At 64.0% G+C, this 20,425-nt stretch carries 20 protein-coding genes and 1 pseudogene; 17 read left to right on the top strand and 4 right to left on the bottom strand.

Annotated elements, in window-relative coordinates:
* Positions 1-15: 15 nt before the first annotated feature.
* From Q1K07_RS20470 to Q1K07_RS20460, 3 genes are read left to right on the top strand one after another with little or no spacing between them, the layout of a single operon-like run.
* Positions 16-930, top strand: a complete 915-nt coding sequence (locus Q1K07_RS20470; protein ID WP_300315546.1) for a dihydrodipicolinate synthase family protein — start codon at positions 16-18, stop codon at positions 928-930.
* A 4-nt stretch (positions 931-934) separates the two neighbouring features.
* Entirely contained in the window at positions 935-1,951 is a 1,017-nt protein-coding gene (locus Q1K07_RS20465; protein ID WP_300315543.1) for a D-glycerate dehydrogenase, read from the top strand.
* Entirely contained in the window at positions 1,951-3,120 is a 1,170-nt protein-coding gene (locus Q1K07_RS20460; protein ID WP_300315540.1) for an alpha-hydroxy acid oxidase, read from the top strand. Before Q1K07_RS20465 ends, Q1K07_RS20460 begins: the two co-directional genes overlap by 1 nt.
* 164 nt (positions 3,121-3,284) lie before the next feature.
* Here Q1K07_RS20460 and Q1K07_RS20455 read toward each other — a convergent pair whose 3' ends face one another.
* Both Q1K07_RS20455 and Q1K07_RS20450 read right to left on the bottom strand, forming a co-directional pair.
* Positions 3,285-4,232, bottom strand: coding sequence for an AEC family transporter (locus tag Q1K07_RS20455; RefSeq protein ID WP_300315537.1), 948 nt, complete (start codon positions 4,230-4,232; stop codon positions 3,285-3,287).
* A 111-nt stretch (positions 4,233-4,343) separates the two neighbouring features.
* Positions 4,344-4,742: pseudogene (locus Q1K07_RS20450) on the bottom strand (transposase); the annotation flags it as partial.
* A gap of 81 nt (positions 4,743-4,823) precedes the next feature.
* Between Q1K07_RS20450 and Q1K07_RS20445 the strand changes: the two are divergent.
* Positions 4,824-5,006, top strand: a complete 183-nt coding sequence (locus tag Q1K07_RS20445; protein ID WP_300315534.1) for a leucine zipper domain-containing protein — start codon at positions 4,824-4,826, stop codon at positions 5,004-5,006.
* Between the two features lie 553 nt (positions 5,007-5,559).
* On the opposite strand, the gene Q1K07_RS20440 is transcribed toward Q1K07_RS20445, so the two are convergent.
* Positions 5,560-6,291, bottom strand: a complete 732-nt coding sequence (locus Q1K07_RS20440) for a FadR/GntR family transcriptional regulator (RefSeq protein ID WP_300315531.1) — start codon at positions 6,289-6,291, stop codon at positions 5,560-5,562.
* A gap of 242 nt (positions 6,292-6,533) precedes the next feature.
* Between Q1K07_RS20440 and Q1K07_RS20435 the strand changes: the two genes are divergently transcribed.
* The 13 genes from Q1K07_RS20435 to Q1K07_RS20375 all read left to right on the top strand — a co-directional run bounded on the left by Q1K07_RS20435 (position 6,534) and on the right by Q1K07_RS20375 (position 20,213).
* A complete protein-coding gene (locus Q1K07_RS20435; protein WP_300315528.1) occupies positions 6,534-7,508 on the top strand; it encodes an asparaginase in 975 nt (324 codons plus the stop codon).
* A 127-nt stretch (positions 7,509-7,635) separates the two neighbouring features.
* A complete protein-coding gene (locus Q1K07_RS20430; protein ID WP_300315526.1) occupies positions 7,636-8,637 on the top strand; it encodes a TRAP transporter substrate-binding protein in 1,002 nt (333 codons plus the stop codon).
* Positions 8,638-8,649: 12 nt separating this feature from the next.
* Positions 8,650-9,171 (top strand): TRAP transporter small permease, encoded by a 522-nt coding sequence (locus Q1K07_RS20425; protein WP_300315523.1) that lies wholly within the window; start codon positions 8,650-8,652, stop codon positions 9,169-9,171.
* A 29-nt stretch (positions 9,172-9,200) separates the two neighbouring features.
* A complete protein-coding gene (locus Q1K07_RS20420) occupies positions 9,201-10,475 on the top strand; it encodes a TRAP transporter large permease (protein WP_300315520.1) in 1,275 nt (424 codons plus the stop codon).
* Positions 10,476-10,487: 12 nt separating this feature from the next.
* Positions 10,488-11,759, top strand: coding sequence for a M20 family metallo-hydrolase (locus tag Q1K07_RS20415; RefSeq protein ID WP_300315515.1), 1,272 nt, complete (start codon positions 10,488-10,490; stop codon positions 11,757-11,759).
* A complete protein-coding gene (locus Q1K07_RS20410) occupies positions 11,756-12,226 on the top strand; it encodes a RidA family protein (RefSeq protein ID WP_300315512.1) in 471 nt (156 codons plus the stop codon). Before Q1K07_RS20415 ends, Q1K07_RS20410 begins: the two co-directional genes overlap by 4 nt.
* A 17-nt stretch (positions 12,227-12,243) precedes the next feature.
* A complete protein-coding gene (locus tag Q1K07_RS20405) occupies positions 12,244-13,644 on the top strand; it encodes an amidase (RefSeq protein WP_300315509.1) in 1,401 nt (466 codons plus the stop codon).
* 66 nt (positions 13,645-13,710) lie between these two features.
* Positions 13,711-14,976 (top strand): amidase, encoded by a 1,266-nt coding sequence (locus tag Q1K07_RS20400; protein ID WP_300315506.1) that lies wholly within the window; start codon positions 13,711-13,713, stop codon positions 14,974-14,976.
* A gap of 211 nt (positions 14,977-15,187) precedes the next feature.
* Positions 15,188-15,394 carry a PAS domain-containing protein gene (locus Q1K07_RS20395; RefSeq protein ID WP_300315503.1) on the top strand — a complete coding sequence of 69 codons (207 nt, stop codon included), beginning with the start codon at positions 15,188-15,190 and terminating at the stop codon, positions 15,392-15,394.
* 102 nt (positions 15,395-15,496) lie between these two features.
* A complete protein-coding gene (locus tag Q1K07_RS20390) occupies positions 15,497-16,801 on the top strand; it encodes an IS1380 family transposase (RefSeq protein ID WP_300315500.1) in 1,305 nt (434 codons plus the stop codon).
* 454 nt (positions 16,802-17,255) lie between these two features.
* Complete coding sequence (locus tag Q1K07_RS20385; RefSeq protein WP_300315498.1) at positions 17,256-17,783, top strand: HPP family protein; 528 nt, start codon at positions 17,256-17,258, stop codon at positions 17,781-17,783.
* A gap of 187 nt (positions 17,784-17,970) precedes the next feature.
* A complete protein-coding gene (locus Q1K07_RS20380) occupies positions 17,971-19,176 on the top strand; it encodes a zinc-binding dehydrogenase (protein ID WP_300315494.1) in 1,206 nt (401 codons plus the stop codon).
* On the top strand, positions 19,173-20,213 hold the full coding sequence (locus tag Q1K07_RS20375; protein WP_300315491.1) for a proline racemase family protein: 1,041 nt from the start codon (positions 19,173-19,175) through the stop codon (positions 20,211-20,213). Before Q1K07_RS20380 ends, Q1K07_RS20375 begins: the two co-directional genes overlap by 4 nt.
* On the opposite strand, the gene Q1K07_RS20370 is transcribed toward Q1K07_RS20375, so the two are convergent.
* Positions 20,194-20,425 (bottom strand): hypothetical protein (locus Q1K07_RS20370; protein ID WP_300315488.1); only part of this gene is annotated, 232 nt, incomplete at its 5' end. The two genes, Q1K07_RS20375 and Q1K07_RS20370, sit on opposite strands and share 20 nt — an antisense overlap.

Below are 20,425 nucleotides of genomic sequence, written 5' to 3'. Positions count from 1 at the left end.
CACGAGGAAAAGCTCATGTCGCAACTACTTGGTGACGTATGGTCTCCCGTCATTACGCCCTTCGGCCAGGATCTGGCGCCTGACATATCGCGCTTTGTCTCGCACTGTCGCTGGCTGAGTGAGAGTGGGGTTGGCCTGGCGGTCTTTGGCACCAACTCCGAAGCCAACTCGATGACAGTGGGGGAGAAGCGAGCACTGCTGGGGGCCTTGATAGAAGGAGGGGTTGATCCGGCTCGGGTGATGCCAGGAACTGGGCATTGTGCCATCGGCGACAGCGTCGACTTGACCCGTGACGCTGTCGCGGGCGGTTGTGCGGGTGTCCTGATGCTGCCCCCCTTCTACTACAAGGGTGTCAGCGATGAGGGACTGTTCCGCTACTATGCCGAGGTGGTCGAACGCGTTGGTGATGATCGTCTCAAGATCTATCTCTATCACATCCCGCCAGTGGCACAGGTGCCGCTCTCGCTTGCTCTTATCGAACGCCTTCGCGCCGCCTTCCCTGGCGTCATCGCCGGCATAAAGGATAGTGGAGGTGACTGGGGCCATACTCAGGCATTGATCTCGCGCTTCGGCGGTGATGATTTCGCCGTCTATGCAGGCAGCGAGCGTTTCCTGCTGGATACGCTGCGCGCTGGGGGAGCTGGCTGCATCAGTGCCACGGCTAACGTCAACCCGGTGGCCATCGTTGAAGCAGCCAGACGTTACCGCGAGGAAGGCGCTGATGACCGACAGGAGGCGCTCAACGAGGTCCGTGGACTGTTCGAGGCATACCCCTTGATTCCTGCCATGAAAGCAGTGACGGCACACTTCTCTGGAGAGCCCGGTTGGAGACGGGTTCGGCCGCCACTGGTGGAGCTGGATTCGGCGGGTGAGGACTTGCTTGTGTCATCGCTCACGCGTAATGGGTTTCGTATGGCCGGGTTGAGGTAACACGATGGATGAGTCTTTCCGTAACTGGCGGATCGTTGCCGTGCGGCGCCTTAGTGAAGAACAGCTTCGCGCCTTATCTGCCATCGGTCATGTCGACTATTTCGAAGACCTGACCGATGACAACCGAGGGGACTTTCACGCCGCCATGCAACAAGCGGATGCCTTGATTGGTGGGAAGCTTGAGCTCGACGAGAATCTCTTGGCGGAGGCGTCAAGGCTGCAGGTGGTGTCGACCATCTCGGTCGGTTACGACCATCTCCCCATGGCGGCCCTGAATCGCCGTGGCATCCTGGTCTGCCACACGCCGGATGTGCTGACCGAGACAACGGCAGACACGGCCTTCGCGCTCGTCATGGCGACGCAGCGTCGGGTGGTCGAGTTGGCCAACCTGGTGCGGGAAGGTCGCTGGACGGCTCACCTGGGTCGTGAGCATTTCGGCGTCGATGTGCACGGCAAGACGCTGGGGATCGTGGGGGCAGGGCGGATAGGCGCCGCCATTGCCCGACGTGGTGCCCTGGGTTTCAACATGCCGATTCTCTATACCGCTGGCTCGCCGAAGCCTGCACTTGAGCGTGAATTGGGTGCCCAGCGACGCGACCTGGCCACCTTGCTTGCCGAGGCCGATGTCGTCTGTCTGAGTGTGCCCTACCAGGCAGACACCCATCATCTGATCGATGCCGAGGCGCTCTCTCACATGAAGGCATCGGCCTCCTTGATCAATGTGGCAAGGGGCAAGGTGGTGGATGAGGCCGCCCTGATCGCTGCCCTGCGACGTGGTCAGATTCGAGCTGCCGGTCTCGATGTGTTTGAGGAGGAGCCTTTGCCCGCGATCTCACCGCTTGCGGCAATGGACAATGTGGTTACGACGCCTCACATGGGATCGGCTACCCATGAAACTCGTGAGGCCATGGCCCAGCTGGCCGTTGATAACCTGATCGGGGCCCTTACGGGAGATGGGCCGCTAACGGCCGTTAATCGGGATGTCTGGCAACGTGTGCCACTGCTGCGGGAGGCCCACTGATGGCAAAGCGGCTAGAAAGGATTCTCAGCCTGGATGATTTCGAGAAAGCGGCGAAACGCCATCTCCCACGTCCTCTGTTTGGCTATGTGGCCAGCGTGGCAGAAGAGGGGGATACAGCACGTGCCAGTCGTGAGGCCTTCAACCACTATCAGTTTCTGCCTCGGGCTCTCGTCAATGTGTCGAACGTATCGACCGGTACCGAGCTGTTTGGCAGGCGCTATGCCTACCCCTTCGGCATTGCGCCCATGGGCATTGCGGCATTGACGGCGTATCAGGGTGACCGAGTTCTGGCCGAGGCTGCCTCGCAAGCTGGTATACCCATGATCGTCAGCGGTACCTCGCTGACGCCGATGGAGTCACTGGGCGGAGAGGCGGGTAGCGACTGGTTCCAGGCGTATTTGCCCGGTACCCCAGAGGAAATCGGGGCCTTGCTCGACCGAGTGGCCCGAGCCGGCTTCACCAAGCTGGTCATCACCGTCGACTATGCGGTTCCTCCTAATCCCGAGAATCACCGCCGGGCAGGTTTCTCCTCGCCCTTGCGGCCGAGCGTCCGCTTGGCGTGGGATGGTATGGTGCGACCCCGCTGGCTCATGGGCACGTTCCTTCGGACCTTGTGGGAACAAGGGGTGCCGCATTTCGAGAACAACGCGGCCACTCGTGGTGTGCCGGTGCTGGCAAAGAACGCCAACCGGGACTTCTCAGGACGCCGCCACCTCGGCTGGTCGACACTTCAGCAGGTTCGTGATCACTGGCAGGGTACGCTTGTCGTCAAGGGCATTCTTCATCCCGATGATGCGCGGCGAGCCCTGGCAGTGGGTGCCGATGGCTTGATCGTCTCCAACCATGGCGGTCGGCAGCTTGACTCGACCATCGCTCCACTGGTGATGCTGGAGGAGGTGCTGGAAGCGGTACAGGGCAGCGTGCCGGTGATGATTGATGGCAGTTTCCGGCGTGGCAGTCATGTGTTGAAGGCCCTAGCACTTGGTGCGGACTTCGTCTTCCTCGGACGCCCGTTCAACTATGCCGCGAGTATTGCCGGACACGCAGGGGTGGCTCATGCCGTATCGTTGCTGGGGGCAGAGCTTGAACGCGACATGGCCCTGCTCGGCGTGACAGGCATTGATGCTCTGGGACCTGAACATTTGCGAAGGACCGGCATGGCTGGCTGATCGGTTTTCAATGCCCAGGCGGCATCGGCTGACTCAAGCGTGCTGACTTAGTGGAGGCACGTTAGGTGGGCCATGACGTGCATTGCGCATGATTACGCATAATTTATCGGCAAGTGTGCGAATTATGAAGCCGCCTCATGCCTTGAGACGGTTCAAGATGTTGCTCAGATCACACCGATCATCTGCAGGCCGAAAGCTCCCAGGGTGATCGTCACGCTGGCCATCAGGGTGGTGAGGGCGATGATGTTGGCGGTGAGCACAGCGTTCCCGCCCATCGCCTTGGCCATCACGAACGCTGCCGCGGCGGTGGGACTGGCGAAGAACAGGAACATCACTCCCAGTTCGCGACCTTCGAAGCCGACCAGCCAGGCGGATCCGGTGGCGAGGACAGGAATAGCCACCATCTTGATCAGACTGGTCTCTACGGTGATCCATCCCGACCGTTTTAGGGCTCTCAAGGAGAGTGTTGCGCCTACGCACAGCAGGGCCAGGGGTAGCGTCAGCGAAGCGAAATAGCTGCCCGAGGCTTCCAACCAACCCGGCAGACTGAGGTTCATGGCCGCCAGTGGCAGGGCGGTCAGTACGGCCAGGATCAGCGGATTGCGCAGTATATGGCCCAGGACATTGCGCCAGGCCCCATGGTGCCCGGCTTGATAATGCGTCAGCGCGATCACCGAGAAGGCGTTGTAGGTCAGGATGACCACGCCCAATAGCAGCCCGCCAGTAGACAGCCCCGCGTCGCCGTACATGCCGGCAGCCAATGCCAGGCCAACGATGCCGCAGTTGCCTCGGAATGCGCCCTGGATACAGGCGCTGCGATCGGCAACGGCGACGCGTCGATGGGCCCAGCCCCAACTCAGCAGGAAGCTGGCGAGGGTGGCAATGGCGAAGAAACCCAGCATGCGGGGGTTGAGGGTCGCGTCCAGATCGGCAGCGATGATGCTCAGAAATATCATCACTGGCATCGATCCGTGAAAGACCAGGTGAGACGCGGTGGTGACGAAGCGATGGTCCACCATTCTGGTGCGTCGTAGCAGGTAGCCTACGAAGACCATCACGAACACCGGCAGGGTGACGTCCAGGCTGTCGAGTAGCAGTGCTAAGGGGTCCATCCGGTGTCTCCGCGGTGTAATGATGGATCTTTGGTGCCGGGGCCAAATCGTGTCCCGGGAAACTTCTGGGCACCCTTAAACTTTGGTCGGAAATTGAGGTTCTTCGTCACATCATGTGGATTTTGCCTGATTGAGCAGGCGCCCCACGGGGCTGCCGATCGGGTAGATCATCGCGATGAAGTTTGCCTCGTTCCGGTAGCCGCGTGCGCGTGACCGAGCCGCCTGGAACAGGCCGTTCATGCCTTCCAGTCGTGCGTTGGTCAGTCCCGAGATCCATCGCCTGACCACCGTGTCGGCGTGCCGCTCCAGCGTCGCCAAGGCCTTTCCCATCGGCTTCAGCAGTGGCTTCTCGGAGACCGCCGCTTTCATGACTTTGAGGTAGTTCGTGATGCGCCACCGAGCCGCTCGGGGCGTCGGGGCTTTCTGGATCCAACGCAGCTTCTCCTTGATCACCCAGGCATCGGACGTGGCGCTATGGTCGGCCACCAGTTCCTGGAGCACCGCTAGCTGTGATCTCTCGGTAGGTTGTTCATCCGGAGCCTACCCGGAAGACTGGAGATGCGAACCAACCAATCGCTCCAGGAGGCCCGGATGAACACCCATAAGAATGCCCGTCTCACTCCGCATGGTCGAGCCCTGCTGGCCGCTCGCGTGTTCGATGAAGGGCTGCAGGGTGGGGTCAACGGGGCGTTGAACCTGGACGGCCACGGCAAGACGCTCTCCTTTCTGTTGCTCGGCATGGAGATCGCCTTGCCTGCGACACCTCAGGAGTGAATGGGGCTGGTTCGAGAGGCTGGGATACCCTAGCAGCACTGTTGAGCTGGTTCGATTTGTGCGCTCCCACTCATCGTTGGGTATCAGGTCGGGCCAGGTTGGTCATAGGGATAGGGCCGATGTTGATGCTGCGAGGGTTGATAGCAGCGTAGCTCACCTGCCGCAAATGCGAATAATTCTCTATAAGTGCCTTGCTGCCAATGGTCATCTGTCTGGATTGTGACACCTCTAGACTTAACAGCTTGTGTCCAATACGATTTTATATGTGTAGGTTGAATGTCCCTAATCGGTCACCCTGAGATTAACAGTTGATGCGTTTTTTTATATAGGCTGTTGAATTTAAAGAGTTTATTTGGGTGTCTCGCCACGAGCGGCAGTTTTTTGCTTCCTGACGAAATGGTCTCCGAAGCCAAAGGTCGCAGGTTCGAATCCTGCCGGGCGCGCCACGACTTCAGGGGCCTGCAGCCATGCTGCAGGCCTCTTTCGCATGGTGAGTTCCCCATCCTCCGGTCCTCCTCGGCCCCGTCATGCCGCCCGGCACCTCGGCAGGCGTTCACTCGACGTAGGTCAGGTTGGTCTCCCAGCTGTCGCTGCTGACCTCGATGGCGGCCTTCACCCCCTCCTCATCGCCTGCCTGGAAGGCGGCATAGATCGCCCTGTGATCCTTTAACGCCACCTCGGGCTGCGTCTGCATGGACGTTTCCAGGGCGGCTTCGATCAGCTGGATCAGGGTTTCTCCCACGCGAATGGTCATCGGGTTGTGAGTGGCCTGGAGAATCGCGCGATGAAAGGCGACATCGTGTCGTGCCGTCTGCTCACCGTTGTCGATCGCCGAGGCCATGGCATCGATGGCTTGCTGTATATGCATGTGATCTTCCGGACAGGCATTGTGCATGGCCTGCAGGGTGTAGGCGGGCTCGAACATCTTGCGGAACTCGAGTACATCCCGAGTCATGCCTCTTGCCAGGATCATGCCGAACGCCATCGGATCCACCAGCGGGTCGCCCGGCTCACGTCGAATCATGGTGCCTTGCCCCCGCTTGACCTCCACGATGCCGATGGCCTGAAGCATCTTGATGGCCTCACGGACGCTCGACTTGCCGATGCCCAGGCTCTGGGTCAACTCGGTTTCCGAAGGCAGGTAGTCGCCGGGCTGAAGCTCGCCCTGAATCAGGGCGCTCTTGATGCGTTCAAGCAGCTGCAGGGCGACCGAGCTGCGGTCGATCGAGCTGCTGAAGCTCTCCATGGAGCTAGGTGTCAGTGCAGGCTGGCGTTTCAGGCTCATGCGGGCCTCTCCTGGTGGCGTGCCGTATCTGAAAAGTCTTCTCCTACCAATAGGTTAGACAATTGGTAGGCGCCTTTTCGATGGCATGTTCTTGGACGTCCTGTCATTTCTTGCTTGCAGACGGCTCGAAATTGAGTCTAGCATGACATCACACAACAGGCATCAGATGTCTGAACACTGAACCGGCATCGGCACAGCGGGTGCTCGACACGGTGACAATAATGACAAGAGCCAGAGTTGTAGTGATTACTACGGGCGGCACCATTGCCAGCAGCCTGGATGCCTCCGGTCGCCACCGATCGGGAGCGCTGCAGGGCGAAGAGCTGATGCGCCGCGTCTCGCTGCCTCCAGAGGCAGGCATCGATGTCGACGTCCGCTCCGTCCTCCAGAAGCCCAGCAACGCCATCACCCTGGGTGACCTGATGCGCCTGCGCCAGGAGTGCCTGGCGCTGGCCGCGTCTTGCGACGTGACCGGGATCGTCGTCACCCACGGCACCGATACTCTCGAGGAGACGGCGTACTTCCTCGACCTTGTGCTGCCCGGCTCGCCTACCGTCGTGCTGACCGGCTCCCAGCGGGCCCCTCATGAATCCGGCACCGATGCCTTCCGCAATATCGCCGATGCCATCCGGGTCGCGGCCAGCGACAAGGCACGCGGCCTCGGGGCCCTGCTGGTGTTCAACCAGTCGATCTTCCCTGCCAGGCAGGTGCGCAAGGTCAGCAGCTTCCAGCTCAACGGCTTCGCCGCCCCCGAGACGGGGCCGATCGGTTACATCGACGGCCCACGTGTCCGCGTGGCCATGCGGCCTGTTCGCCACCAGGCATTGGAAATGCAGCCCGACACCAGGTTGCCGCGGGTGGACATCCTGCCCGCCTATCTGGAGGCCTCGGCGGATCTGCTGGAGCTCGCCGTCGAGTCGGGAGCCGCGGGTCTCGTGATCGACGGCCTGGGACGGGGCCATGTGCCGCCCAGCTGGCTGGATGCTCTGCCGCGTATCGCCCGGCGCGGCATTCCCGTCGCGATCGTCAGCAGCTGCCCGACCGGGCCGGTCCATGCCAGCTACGAATTCCCGGGTAGCCTGGCGAGCCTCGAGGCCGCCGGCGTCATCGCGATACACGATCTCAGCGCCCGCAAGGCGCGCCTTGCCCTGTCGGTCCTCCTTGCTACCTCCGGGGAGCATGAGGTCACCACACGGCTGAGAACCCTGACGGCCTGAGCATGGCCGGCAACATGCTCCGCCTGGCAGCGTCAGGCTGAAAGGGCCCGCACCCAGTGCGGGTGGCACCATCCGGTGCCTGGTATCACGCAATGCTGCGCATCAATAACTCAACAAGGTGCTGACAATGAAGAGCAAACTGACCAAGGTGTCACTGGCAGCGGCCATCGCGACTGCATCTCTCGGCATGACCCAGGCGCAGGCCGCCGATTACACCTTCAGCTTCGCCCATGTCCTGATCGAGGATACCCCCAACGGCCAGGCAGCACTTCGCTTCAAGGAGGAGGTGGAAGAGAAATCCGACGGACGCATCCAGATCGACGTACTGCCCGCGGCTCAGGTTGGTGGTGACGTGGAGATCATCGAGCAGATCCAGATGGGCCTGGTCGATATCGGCATCCCGCCGACCGCCACGCTCGGTAACTTCGAACCTCGCATGCAGATCCTGGACCTGCCTTTCCTGATCGCCGACTACGACACCATGGTCAAGGTGCTCGACGGTGACGTGGGTCGCGAGATCCTAGACACCCTGAATGACGACAACATGTACGGGGTCAACTTCTGGGGTGCCGGCTTCCGCCACATGACCAACAATGTCCGTCCCATCCATGGCCCCGAGGACCTGGAAGCGATCCGCATGCGCACCATGCAGGCGCCGATCATCATCTCCACCTACGAGAACCTGGATGCCAATGCCACGGCCATGGCGTTTACCGAGGTCTACAACGGCCTGCAACAGGGCGTGGTGGAAGGCCAGGAAAACCCGCTGGCCAACATCTACACCATGCGCTTCCACGAGGTGCAGGATTATCTCTCCCTGACCAGTCACGCCTATCACGCCTATGCCGCGGTCATCAATCAGGACTCCTGGGACTCGCTGCCCGAGGACCTTCAGCAGATCATGCTCGAGGCCTTCGACAATGGTCGCGATACCTCGCGTCAGCTGACCCTGGATGACGAAGGCAGGATCCTGGAGGAGATCGAGGACGAGATCGCCATCAACGAGATCACTCCCGAGGCACGCGAGGCCTTCATCGAGGCCAGCTTGCCGGTCCATGCGGAGTATGAAGAGATCGTCACTACCGACCTTCTGCACAAGGTCTACGACGAGGTTGGCATCGACTACTGAGGTAGGCACACCATGTTCAAGGCGCTCAATACCTTTATTGATCGCCTGGAGAGTGTGGCGATGGTCGCGTTCATGTCGATCGCGACCATTATCACTGCCGTCCAGGTTGTCTATCGATACGGGTTCAACAGTTCGCTCTTCTGGGCAGAAGAAGTCGTCATCTACTCCATCATCTGCATGAGCTTCGTCGGCGCCAGTATGGGGGTTCGCTACGGCTCGCATATCTCGGTGGATGTGCTCAATGCCATCGCCCCACCCGCGATCAATCGCTGGCTGCATATCGTCGCTGCCGTGCTGGGGATCGCCTTCGCCGGGTTTCTGGTCGTCTACGGCTTCTACCTGTTCTTCAACACCCTGGGACGGGGACAGCTGACGGCGGCGCTGCGCTTGCCGATGGCCTGGTTCTACCTGCCGATCGGCTTGTCCGGCATCCTGCTGATCCTGAGATATATCCGGGTCATCTACCTGGCATGGGTCAAGCCGCCGGTGAGTCATGCCGACGAGTTGGCGGCCGAAGCCGACAAGCTCGCGTGACCCGATTCGAACAATAACCGGAGATCCCCATGATAACGGCACTCCTGCCTGTCTTCTTTGCTGTGCTGCTGCTGGGTCTGCCGATCTTTGCCGCCCTGGCATTCTCGGTCTTCATCGCCATCGAATTCTTCGGCAGCACCAGCCCCGTCATCGTGCCGATGCGGATGTTCACCGGCATGAACAACTTCTCGCTGATGGCCATCCCGTTCTTCATCCTGGCCGCGGAGTTGATGCGCATCGGCGGGTTGTCGGACCGACTGATCAACCTGGCCAAGGCACTGGTGGGCTGGGTGCCGGGGGGACTGGCCGCGGCCACCGTGCTCTCCTGCCTCTTCTTCGGTTCCATCTCGGGATCGAGTCCGGCCACGGTGGTGGCCATCGGCACCATCATGTTCCCGGCCCTGGTGGCCGCCGGCTACAGCAAGCGCTTCGCCATCGGCCTGATCGCGACGGCCGGCACGCTGGGCCCGATCGTGCCCCCCAGCATCGCCCTGATCATCTACGGCTCGGTGACGGGCACCTCCGTAGGACGGCTGTTTGCGGCCGGCCTGCTGCCTGCCATCCTGATCGCCTCCCTGCTGATCGCCTATTGCATCGTCTATGCCTCCTTCAAGGGCTATGCGCGTGCGCCCTTCCCGACCCTTGCCGAGATCGGTGGCGCGTTCAAGCAGGCGGCCTGGGGGCTGGGGCTGCCCTTCATCCTGCTGGGTGGTATCTACAGCGGCGTCTTCACGCCCACCGAGTCGGCGGCCGTGGCGTGCGTCTATGGGCTTTTCGTGGGGGCCGTGGTCTATCGCACCATCCAGATACCCGAGCTGATCGGCACGCTGCGAAGCTCGGGGCTGACGTCGGCGACCCTGCTGCTGATCACCGCCGGTGCCTCGGCCTTCTCCTGGTTGCTGGCGATCACCGGGACACCGCAGCAGCTTGCAAGCCAGGTCCTGTCGCTGACCGATGACCCGATACAGGTCATGGCGCTGTTCAACGTGGTGATGATCATCGCCGGCTTCTTCCTCGACAGTGCCTCGGCCATCATCGTGTTGTCACCGCTGCTGCAACCGATCGCCGCCCAGGTGGGGGTCGACCCGGTCCACTTCGGCGTCATCACCCTGGTCAACTTCTCGGTGGGCATGATCACCCCCCCGGTGGGCCTCAACCTGTTCGTCGCCATGGCGATCTCCAAGATGTCGCTCCAGGAGGTGTTCAAGGCCTGTCTGCCCCTGATCGGCCTGATGCTGCTGGCCCTGATCATCATTACCTATGTGCCATGGATCAGTACCTGGCTGCCGTCGCTGATCTACTGAGGAAATGGATCCATGTCCCCGACGTCAACGCTTGGCGAACAGCTGGATGGCGAGCGCTTCTGGTCCGACCTCATGGATCAGGCACGCTTCGGTGCCCTGGAAGGCGGCGGCCTGCGTCGCCTGACCTTGGGGGCCGCGGATAACCGGGCTCGGCTATGGTTGATGGAACAAGGCGAGGCGCTCGGTTGCACTAGCCACTACGATGCCCTGGGCAACGTCTTCCTGCGTCGTGAGGGGCGGGACCCGGGCCTCGCCCCGCTGTTGATCGGCAGTCACCTCGACAGCCAGCCCTGCGCCGGTGCCTACGACGGTACCCTGGGGGTGGTGGCGGGACTGGCAGTGCTACGCACCCTGTCGACACTGGGGATTGCCCAGCGCAGGCCGGTCGAGGTGGTCTCCTGGACCAACGAGGAAGGCGCTCGCTTCGCCCCCGGAGCCTCCGGCTCCGCCTGGTTTGCCGGCCGGCGCGATCCCGAGACCATCCTGGCTGCCCAGGACGATGAGGGCATTACCTTCAAGGCGGCGCTCGCCGACTGTCTCGCACAGCTGGATGCTCACGGTGCGGCGTTCCGGCCCGAACCGGTGGTGCCGCATGCCTTCCTGGAACTGCATATCGAGCAGGGGCCGGTGCTGGAGGAGAAAGGAGTGCCGGTATGTGTCGTGACGGGTATCCAGGGGGTCAACTGGTATGAGGTCGAGGTCAACGGCCAGGCCAACCATGCCGGCACCACCCCCACCGCATCGCGACGGGATGCCTTCATGGGCGCCCACGCCCTGGTAGATGCGTTGACGGAGGCAGTGGCCGCCCATGACGATCAGGTCCGATTCACCATCGGCAGGTTCGCGCTGTCGCCCAATTCGGTGAACACCATCCCCCAGCAGGCCCGCTTTTCCATCGACCTTCGCCACCCCGATGCCGAGGTACTGGAGGCCCTGGATCTCGCCTTCCGACACCTGGCGGAGAAGACCTGGGCCGGCTGCTCGGCGCGACTGGAAGCGACCTCCAGGGTGGCTCCGGTGGCCTTCGATGAGCGCCTGGTCGCGGTCCTCGACGAGGCCGTCAAGGCCCGCTGTCCACAGGCCCCGACGCTGGTCTCCGGTGCCTTCCACGACGCCATCCATCTGGCCCAGCTCTGCCCCACGGCGATGCTCTTCACCCCCTGCCGGGCGGGTATCAGCCACCACCCCGATGAGCATATCGAACGCGCCGATGCCGAGGTGGCCGTCCGCACCCTGGCCGATGCCGTCGAGCGGCTGCTTAACGAAGAGGAAACCTTGCGATGATCCAGACCCTTGGCGACGCCGTGGCTGCACAGGGCCTCTCCCTGCCCGCCATCCCGCGGCCCCGTGGTGCCTTCCTGCCCTGGTCCCGGCTGGGCAACCAGCTGTTCCTGGCCGGTCAGATCTGCGAACGGGGCGGCGAGGTCCTCTATCCCGGCAAGGTAGGAGCGGAGTTCGATCTCGAGACCGGCAAACTGGCCGCCCAGGCCTGCGCCCTCAACCTGCTGGCCGCGCTCAGCGATGCGGTGGATGGTGACATGAGCCGGGTCGTGCGCTGCGTGCGCATGAACGGCTTCGTCAACGTGGCGCCCGGGTTCCACGACGTGCCGCTGGTGATCAATGGTGCCTCGGAGCTCTTCATCGCCCTGTTCGGTGACAATGGACGCCATGCCCGCACGGCCATCGGTGTCGCCACCCTGCCCGGCAATGCCGCCGTCGAGGTCGAATCGATCTTCGAGATTCGTGACTGATCACAAGGAAGCACGCCATGACCGACTCTCCCCTCAAGCAGCCGCTACGCGAGCAGTATGCTGGCCTGCGCAACGGCACCCTGACGGCCACCGCACTGGCCGAGGCCTCCCTGGCGGCCCATCGGGCTCGCGGCGACCATGACCATGCCTACCTGACCTGGAACGGCGAGGCCGCCCTGGGCTTCGCCCAGGCCACCGATGCGGTGATCCGCCAGGGCGGGGACGCCGGCGCCCTGATGGGCATCCCGGTCTCCATCAAGGACATCTATGCGGTGCCGGGCTTGCCGACCCATGCCGGGTCGTCGCAACGGCTTCCCCAGCAGTGGGAACAGCCCGGCCCCATGGTCGCCGCCCTGCTCGCGCAGCTGCCCAGCGTCATGGGCAAGACCCATACCGTGGAGTTTGCCTTCGGTGGCCTCGGCACCAATGCCCATTGGGGAGCACCGCGTAACCCCTGGGACACCCAGGCCCATCGCACGCCCGGAGGATCCAGCGCCGGTGCCGGCGTGTCGCTGGCCACAGGGACCGCGAGCCTTGCCCTTGGCACCGACACCGCCGGGTCGGTACGCATCCCTGCCGCCATGACCGGGGTGGCGGGGCTCAAGACCACCGCCGGTCGCTGGTCGACACGTCAGATCGTGCCGCTCTCCAGCACCCTGGATACCCCGGGACTGCTGGCCCACCGCGTGGATGACCTGGCCTTCGCCTTCGATGCCCTCGATGGCGCCTTGACGCGACGCGACGATCGCGTCCCCGCGCCGCCCGCGCTGGCCGACCTGACCTTCGGTGTGCCCAGCGCCTTCTTCTGGGACGATTGCAGTCCAGGGATCGCCGAGACCGTGGAAGCCGCCATCCGCCGCCTCGAGGCCGCCGGGGCGCGGGTGGTCACCCTGGACCTGCCTCATACCGACGAGGCCTACACGCTGTTCCAGCAAGGGGGGCTGGCCGCAGCCGAATTGGCTGCCTTCCTCAAGACCGAGCTCCCTGAGATGATCGAGGCGCTGGACCCCAATGTCGCCGCCCGGGTCAAGGCCGCCGACGACATGCCGGCATGGGAATATATCCGCCGCCGCGGCGTCATCGACGGCCTGTATGCCGCGGCCGCGACACGCATGAACGACGTGGACGCCCTGCTCACCCCCACCGTGGCGATCACGCCGCCCACCCTGGAGAGCCTGCTCCCCGAGGGGGCCTACGCCAGGGCCAACATGCAGGCGCTGCGCAACACCGTGATCGCCAACTTCATGGGGCTGTGCGGCCTGACTCTGCCGGTGGGCAAGGACAGTGCTGGCATGCCGGTCGGCCTGCAGGTGCTCGCCGGCCCCTGGCAGGATGCCCGATTGCTGGCCGTGGGCCAGGCCATCGAGGAGCATCTGGGCACCGGCCGCGCCCTGCTCGGTGAGCCGCCAGCCCCCTGATCGCCTTTTGACCATGGCACCCCAGCCCCTTTTGTCACTCGCAAGCCTGCCAGGAGTTGCATGCAAATGACCGACTGGAACCGGATGACCCTGGCCCGCTTTCAGCGCGGGCTGACCGGAGGCGAGTTCGCGCCACTGGACTGGTGGAAGGCCTGCCGCAAGCGTATCGATAGTCTGGATGCGAACCTACATGCCTGGGAGTGCCTGGCCCCCGAGCCCGCCATCACGCACCGTGACGGTGGTCCACCTATCCGGCCCCTCGATGGGGTGCCGGTCGGCATCAAGGACATCATCGACACGGTCCAGCTACCCACCACCTGGGGCACCCAAGGTTACCATCGCGTCGAAGCCGCCGACATGGATGCGGCCATCGTCACCCAGCTTTCGCGCCTCGGGGCCCTGGCCATGGGCAAGACGGTGTCGACCGAGTACGCCTATTTTCAGCCAAACAGGACGTGCAACCCCCATGATCCGTCGCGCACTCCCGGCGGCTCTTCCAGCGGGTCGGCCGCCGTCGTCGCCACCGGCATGGTACCGGTGGCGCTGGGTACCCAGACGGTAGGCAGTATCATCCGTCCAGCCAGCTACTGTGGCGTAGTGGGGTTCAAACCTACCCATGGCACCTTAAGTGTCGCCGGTGTGAAGGCCCTGGCACCCTCGCTGGACACCCTTGGCTGGTTCACGCGGCACTTGGAGGACACTTGCACGCTGTTCAGCGAACTGACCGGCAGTGAGTCGATCGCGCCTCTCGAGAGGCTCGATGGCATACGCGTCGGCCTCTGCCGCGTACCTAGTCCGCAACCGCCGTCGCCGGAGGTGAGTGCCGCCCTGGATGATGCCGCCGCCAGAATGGCGTCGCTTGGCGCCCAACTCGCTCATGTTGACCTGGGCGACGCATTCGATGCCCTGGTGACCCACCAGCAGACCATCCTGGCCTACGAGGCCGCTCGCGCTCTGGCCAGCGAGCACGAACGCTTCGCCGCCTCGATGAGTCAGGCCCTTCTCGGCCTGCTGGACGAAGGACAGGCCATTCCCCTGACGCGTTACTGGCAGGCGCGACAAGCCACCGAAGAAGCTCGGCGTACGCTGTCACTGCACCTTGCCGAGCGCTTCGATGTGCTCCTCGCTCCCAGCGCCACGGGTGTGGCCCCGCAGGGCCACCACAGCACCGGTGATCCGATCTATTCGAGAGCCTGGACACTGCTGGGGGTTCCCTGTGTGAACCTTCCCCTGCACTGGACCGAACAGGGATTGCCCGTCGGCGTGCAGCTGATCGCCGACCGTTACCAGGACCGTCGGCTGCTGAGTGTCGCCAGCGCCTTGATGCCTTGATCCGCTCCCGCATCTTCCCCGGCTCGCTTTCACCCGGGGGATTGCACCGTCACTCCGACACTCCCGTTTGAGCCCGAAGAGGCATCGTGCGACTATCCTTCGGCGTCATTCTCGAACGCCGTTTCTCCTGTGTGGCGGCTCCCGTCTCCGCCGTGGGAGTGGCCGGCATCATCCCGTTACGGTCGCCCATAACAACAGTCACAGGACCTCCATGATCCGCCCGCTGCTTGCGCGACTCCGCGCCCTGCTGCCGGCCGGCCGCCGGCAGGATCGGTTCTTCACCCTCTCCAGCGACCTCTTTTGCCGGGTCGACCTGGCGGGGCGCTTCGTCGAGGTCAACCCCGCCTTCCGGCATCAGCTGGGCCTGGACGAGACCGAGCTGCTCGGCGCGCCCTATACCCGGCTTGTTGAGGCCTAGCCCGGATATTGCACTGGGCATGAAAAAGGCGGCTGAAAATCGGTTATAATTCAAGCTTCTACACCAGAATCAACCGCATCAGCCGCCATGACAAAATGTACCATGCCGTCAGCCTCCTTTCCACGCTGCAAAGGCCGTCAGATCGTCGCCCGCTTCGATGGCGGCGACGTCACCTCCGACGGCGGCACCCTCCTGCTGAGTCAGCTCGATCGTGAGATGGGGCTGACGCGCTCGGTAGCTCGCCGACTGAGCGATGCGCGAGACCCTCAGCGCTGCCAGCACCGAACGGAAACCCTGGTTCGACAGCGCGTCTTCGGTCTGGCCTTGGGCTATGAGGATCTCAACGACCACCATGCGTTGCGTCACGACATCGCCCTGCAGACCGCCGTCGATACCGATGGCGTGCTGGCCAGCCAGTCCACCCTGTGTCGCTTCGAGCAGCAGGCCAACCGAGACTGGGCGGTCGCTATCCACGAGGAGATGATCGAGCAGTTCATCCGCTCGTTCCGGCGGCCACCGAAGAAGCCGCTCTACCTCGACTTCGATGCGACCGACGATCGGGTACACGGCCAGCAGCTCGGCCGGCACTTCAACGGCTACTACGACCACTACATCTTCCTGCCGCTGTTCGTGTTCTGTGGCGACCAGCTACTGGTCAGCTACCTGCGCCCGGCCTACCGAGATGCCGCCCATCACGCCGGCGCCATTCTCGCCTTGCTGGTCCGGCGGCTGCGCCAGGCATGGCCTGAGGTGAAGATCGTGTTCCGCAGCGAGAGCGGCTTCTGCCGCCCGCTGATCCTCAACTGGTGCGACCGCCACGGCGTCGATGACATCATCGGCCTCGCCGGCAACAAGCGCCTGGCCAAGCTGGCTCTGGACATCGACTACGCGTCAGCCATCCGCTTCGAGACGACCTGGGAGAAGGAGCGTGCCTTCGGCTTCATCGAGTACGCTGCCAAGAGCTGGAAGGAGCGTCGACGAAGGGTGATCGTCAAGTCCGAGACCAGCCGGCGTGGCTTCAACACCCGCTACGTGGTCACCAGCCTGCGCGGCTGCAGCGCCGAGTGGCTCTATGACCACCGCTACTGTGCCCGGGGCGAGATGGAGAACCGCATCAAGGAGCAGCAGTTCCTGTTCTCCGACCGCACCAGCTGCCACGAGTGGTGGCCCAACCAGTACCGGCTACTGCTCTCGGGGCTGGCCTATCTGCTTCTGGAGCGACTGCGTCGGATTTACCTCAAGCGCACCGCCTTCGCCCAGGCCCAGGTCAATACCATCCGCCTGAATCTGCTGAAGATCGGCGCCGTCATCACCCGCAACACGCGCACCATCCGGCTGATGTTGAGCAGCCAGCACCCGGAGCAGGACCTTTTCCTGAAGCTGGCTGGCAAACTGGTGCCTGGGTAGCGCCGCGGCGAGCTGTCCCCGGCACAGAAAACACATGGGGGTTGGGGGAAGTGTGCCCTGAGCTCAGGAAATTGATCAATATATAGCCAACTTCCAGCTATGGGCGGCATCATCGCCACCCAACCTGGCATCTGGGAGCTTCTGACCAACCCGATGCAACATCCGGGCCAGGGGCTCTTCCAGCGGGTCGGCCGCCGCCGCCCTCTTGCCTTGGCCACTTCCGGCCGTCGAGACGCCCTGAGGAGAGCGTTTTGGCGGTTCCGGTCGAGGTGATCGGCCCGTGGCGGTGACCCACTCACCTTGATCGAGATCATTCTTTTCCCGTGAGTGGCTGGCCGCGAACAGGAAATGATCCCGGTCAAGAAATACTCATGTTGTTATAAGAAATATTGTCTTTGATATCATTATGTGATTTGGCAGACTCTGTCATCCATTTCGCAACGATTCAGGGACGATGAAGACCTATCTGGGAAAGATGCGCGGCGAGCGCCTGCGACGCGAGACCCCCGACCTCGGTGATGCCCTCTGGTCCTGGCTGGGGGCGGTGGTCGGCATGGGGGCGATCTGCTGGCTCAGCGCCCACTGGCTCTCCCAGCACCTGCTGATCGTGGCGTCCTTCGGTGCCACCTCGGTGCTGCTCTATGCGGCCCCGGAGAGCCCCTTCGCCCAGCCACGCAACGTGCTGCTGGGCAGCCTGCTCTCGGCGGTGGCGGGGGTCGCCTGCTTCCAGCTGCTGGGCGCCACGCCACTCGCCGTGACCCTGGCGGTATCGCTCTCCATCCTGTTGATGCAGCTGACCCACAGCGTCCACCCGCCCGGTGCCGCGGCAGCCCTGGTGGCGGTGATCGGCGGCCCGGAGATCACCGGGCTGGGCTGGTGGTATCCGCTGATGCCCATCGGCATCGGCTGCGCCATCATGCTGGCGGTGGCCGTGCTGGTGAACAACCTGGCCCGCCACCGCCGCTATCCGCTGCACTGGTAGGGGCTCGGGCTGACAGGGGGGCGGGAAAGCGGGGCAGGAAAAACCGCAACTTTCTTCCCGCCAAAACGGAAAGGATTTCCCCCCGATTTGGCCTCGCAGGGGCTCGGTGGCGCCGGGGGCTTCTGCTATCGTCTCGTGCACCATCCACGCCGCCGGGATGCCGGCGGCCCCACACAGGAGGCAGCAGATGGCGAATCCCCCAGACGCGACCGTTCCCGCCACCATGTCGGCCATGCTGCTGAACGGCCATGGCGACGTCGACAAGCTGGTCTATCGTGACGACGTGCCGACCCCCCAACCGGGGCCCGGCGAGGTGCTGGTGCGGGTCACGGCCACGGCCAAGAACAACACCGACCGCAAGGCCCGCGAGGGGCTCTACCCGGTGAAGAAGGGCGAGGTGACCTCCTTCGCCATGGGCGGCGAGCCGACCCTGACCTTCCCGCGCATCCAGGGCGCCGACATCGCCGGTCGGGTGGTGGCGGTGGGCGAGGGGGTCGATCCGGCCCGCCTCGGCGAGCGCGGCCTGCTCGACTTCAACCTCTACCCGGACGCTCGCCGTGACATCAACCTGACCCCGGACTACTACGGCCACGGTGCCGACGGCGGCTTCGCCGAGTACGTCGCCGTGCCCTCCGATCAGTTCCACCACGTGCCCAACCCCGAGCTCAGCGATGCCGAGCTCGCTGCCCTGGGCATGTGCTCCTACCAGACCGCCTACCATATGATGACCTCGGCGGGAGTGGCCGCCGGTGAGCGGGTACTGGTCAGCGGCGCCAGTGGCGGGGTCGGCACCGCACTGATCCAGCTGTGTCGCATCGTCGGCGCGATTCCCTACGCGGTGAGCCAGCTGGAGAAGGCCGCAGCGCTCAAGGCGCTGGGCGCCGAGGCGGTGATCGACCGGGGTGACCTCGACGGCTTCGCCGAGCGGGTGCTCGCGGCCACCGGCGGCGCGCCCATCGACGCGGTGATGGACCTGGTCGGCGGCGAGATGACCGACTGCTTCATCGACACCATGATCCAGGACATGAAGGCGCGCACCAGCTACCCGCGGCTCTCCATCGCCGGCGCCAGCGGCGGCAACATCTCGGAGATCCTGTGGACGCGCATCTACCTCTACCAGGTGCAGATCTTCGGCGTCTCCCACGGCACTCGGGAGGAGGCCGAGCAGCTGATCGCCTGGATCCGCTCCGGCGACCTGAAGCCGGTGCTGCATGCCGCCTTCAAGCTCTCCGAGCTGCATGCCGCCGAGCGCTACTTCGTCAGCCGCGGCAGCAACTTCCTGGGCAAGATCGTGATCGTGCCCGACAGCCAGTGGGAGGCGCATGGCGCGCCCTTCGCCCTGGCCGCTTCCTCTGCCAGCCAGCCCTCCGCCAGCCAGGAGACGCGCCCATGAGCCGCCCGCTGACCTTCAGGATGATGGACACCCACGCCGGCGGCGACGTCAGCCGCATCGTGCTCGGCGGCATCGACGCCCTGCCCGGCGCCACGGTGCGCGACCAGATGCACTACCTGCGCGACGATGCCGACGGCCTGCGCAAGCTGCTGCTGTTCGAGCCCTACGGCGTGCCGGAGATGTCGGTGGACCTGATGGTGCCCGCCACCGACCCCGAGGCGGCGGCCGGCTACATCATCATGGAGGTGATGGGCTACCCCATCTACTCCGGCTCCAACACCATCTGCACCGCCACCGCGGTGCTCGAGGCCGGCATCGTGCCCAAGCAGGAGGGCGTTCAGCGCTTCACCCTCGAGGCCCCGGCGGGGCGGGTCAACATCGAGGCGCGGGTGGAGAACGGCGTGGTGGAGGCGATCACCTGCGAGGGGCTGCCCAGCTACATCGACACCTACCGCGCGACGATCCACGTGCCGGGGCTGGGCGAGGTCACCTACAGCGTGGCCTACAGCGGCGGCTTCTACGCCCTGGTGGACGCCACCGAGCTCGGCTTCCACCTCAACCGCGACGAGGAGCGCGAGCTCGCCGAGTGCGCCCACAAGATCGTCGAGGCGATCCAGGCCGAGCGCGGCTTCTCCCACTACACCCTGGGCGATGTGGGCCCGCTGCCCTTCCTGCACTTCATGGGGCCGGTGGAGCAGGTCGCCGATGACTTCTACCGCTCGCGTTCGGCCACCTATGTGCACCCCGGGGTGATCTGCCGCAGCACCACCGGCACCGGCACCTCGGCGCGCCTGGCGCTGATGCGCCACGAGGGCACCATCACGCCCGGCGACAGGCTGGAGACTATCTCACTGCGCGAGACCGGCTTCATCGGCACCTTCACCGGCACCCGGGAGGACGGGCCCCACACGGTGGTGGAGAACACCATCACCGGCAAGGCCTACGTGCTGGGCCATACCGAGGTGGTGGTCAACTGCGATGACCCCCTGGTGGAGTGCGGCGGCCTGCACCATATCCTCAGCGCCCGCCAAGGCTGAGCCTCACGCAAGCCGCCAAGCCAGGGGCGCCGGGGACAAGTCGAAGGGGAGGTCCTATGCCATGGATGGCATCGGTAGCAATGGGATGGAGTCCTCCCCACCCTATATCGGCGTCGTTGCGCCACACTGGTGGGCGAGAACACCAACCAGCCTGAGGGTGAGGAGAACTCGTCATGAACATTACCCGTGTCGGCGTCGATATCGCAAAGTCT

It is taken from the genome of Halomonas sp., assembly GCF_029263665.1.
Classification (GTDB): Bacteria; Pseudomonadota; Gammaproteobacteria; order Pseudomonadales; family Halomonadaceae; genus Halomonas.
The sequence above is the reverse complement of the archived record's forward strand: the minus strand, read 5'-3'. Positions and strand labels throughout refer to the sequence as shown.

What these genes read in the sequence shown, in the direction of transcription:
- Q1K07_RS20470 (WP_300315546.1), top strand. Translation starts at nt 16, where the DNA reads ATGTCGCAACTACTTGGTGACGTATGGTCTCCCGTCATTACGCCCTTC.
- Q1K07_RS20465 (WP_300315543.1), top strand. Translation starts at nt 935, where the DNA reads ATGGATGAGTCTTTCCGTAACTGGCGGATCGTTGCCGTGCGGCGCCTT.
- Q1K07_RS20460 (WP_300315540.1), top strand. Translation starts at nt 1,951, where the DNA reads ATGGCAAAGCGGCTAGAAAGGATTCTCAGCCTGGATGATTTCGAGAAA.
- Q1K07_RS20455 (WP_300315537.1), bottom strand. Translation starts at nt 4,232, where the DNA reads ATGGACCCCTTAGCACTGCTACTCGACAGCCTGGACGTCACCCTGCCG.
- Q1K07_RS20445 (WP_300315534.1), top strand. Translation starts at nt 4,824, where the DNA reads ATGAACACCCATAAGAATGCCCGTCTCACTCCGCATGGTCGAGCCCTG.
- Q1K07_RS20440 (WP_300315531.1), bottom strand. Translation starts at nt 6,291, where the DNA reads ATGAGCCTGAAACGCCAGCCTGCACTGACACCTAGCTCCATGGAGAGC.
- Q1K07_RS20430 (WP_300315526.1), top strand. Translation starts at nt 7,636, where the DNA reads ATGAAGAGCAAACTGACCAAGGTGTCACTGGCAGCGGCCATCGCGACT.
- Q1K07_RS20425 (WP_300315523.1), top strand. Translation starts at nt 8,650, where the DNA reads ATGTTCAAGGCGCTCAATACCTTTATTGATCGCCTGGAGAGTGTGGCG.
- Q1K07_RS20420 (WP_300315520.1), top strand. Translation starts at nt 9,201, where the DNA reads ATGATAACGGCACTCCTGCCTGTCTTCTTTGCTGTGCTGCTGCTGGGT.
- Q1K07_RS20415 (WP_300315515.1), top strand. Translation starts at nt 10,488, where the DNA reads ATGTCCCCGACGTCAACGCTTGGCGAACAGCTGGATGGCGAGCGCTTC.
- Q1K07_RS20410 (WP_300315512.1), top strand. Translation starts at nt 11,756, where the DNA reads ATGATCCAGACCCTTGGCGACGCCGTGGCTGCACAGGGCCTCTCCCTG.
- Q1K07_RS20405 (WP_300315509.1), top strand. Translation starts at nt 12,244, where the DNA reads ATGACCGACTCTCCCCTCAAGCAGCCGCTACGCGAGCAGTATGCTGGC.
- Q1K07_RS20400 (WP_300315506.1), top strand. Translation starts at nt 13,711, where the DNA reads ATGACCGACTGGAACCGGATGACCCTGGCCCGCTTTCAGCGCGGGCTG.
- Q1K07_RS20395 (WP_300315503.1), top strand. Translation starts at nt 15,188, where the DNA reads ATGATCCGCCCGCTGCTTGCGCGACTCCGCGCCCTGCTGCCGGCCGGC.
- Q1K07_RS20390 (WP_300315500.1), top strand. Translation starts at nt 15,497, where the DNA reads ATGCCGTCAGCCTCCTTTCCACGCTGCAAAGGCCGTCAGATCGTCGCC.
- Q1K07_RS20385 (WP_300315498.1), top strand. Translation starts at nt 17,256, where the DNA reads ATGAAGACCTATCTGGGAAAGATGCGCGGCGAGCGCCTGCGACGCGAG.
- Q1K07_RS20380 (WP_300315494.1), top strand. Translation starts at nt 17,971, where the DNA reads ATGGCGAATCCCCCAGACGCGACCGTTCCCGCCACCATGTCGGCCATG.
- Q1K07_RS20375 (WP_300315491.1), top strand. Translation starts at nt 19,173, where the DNA reads ATGAGCCGCCCGCTGACCTTCAGGATGATGGACACCCACGCCGGCGGC.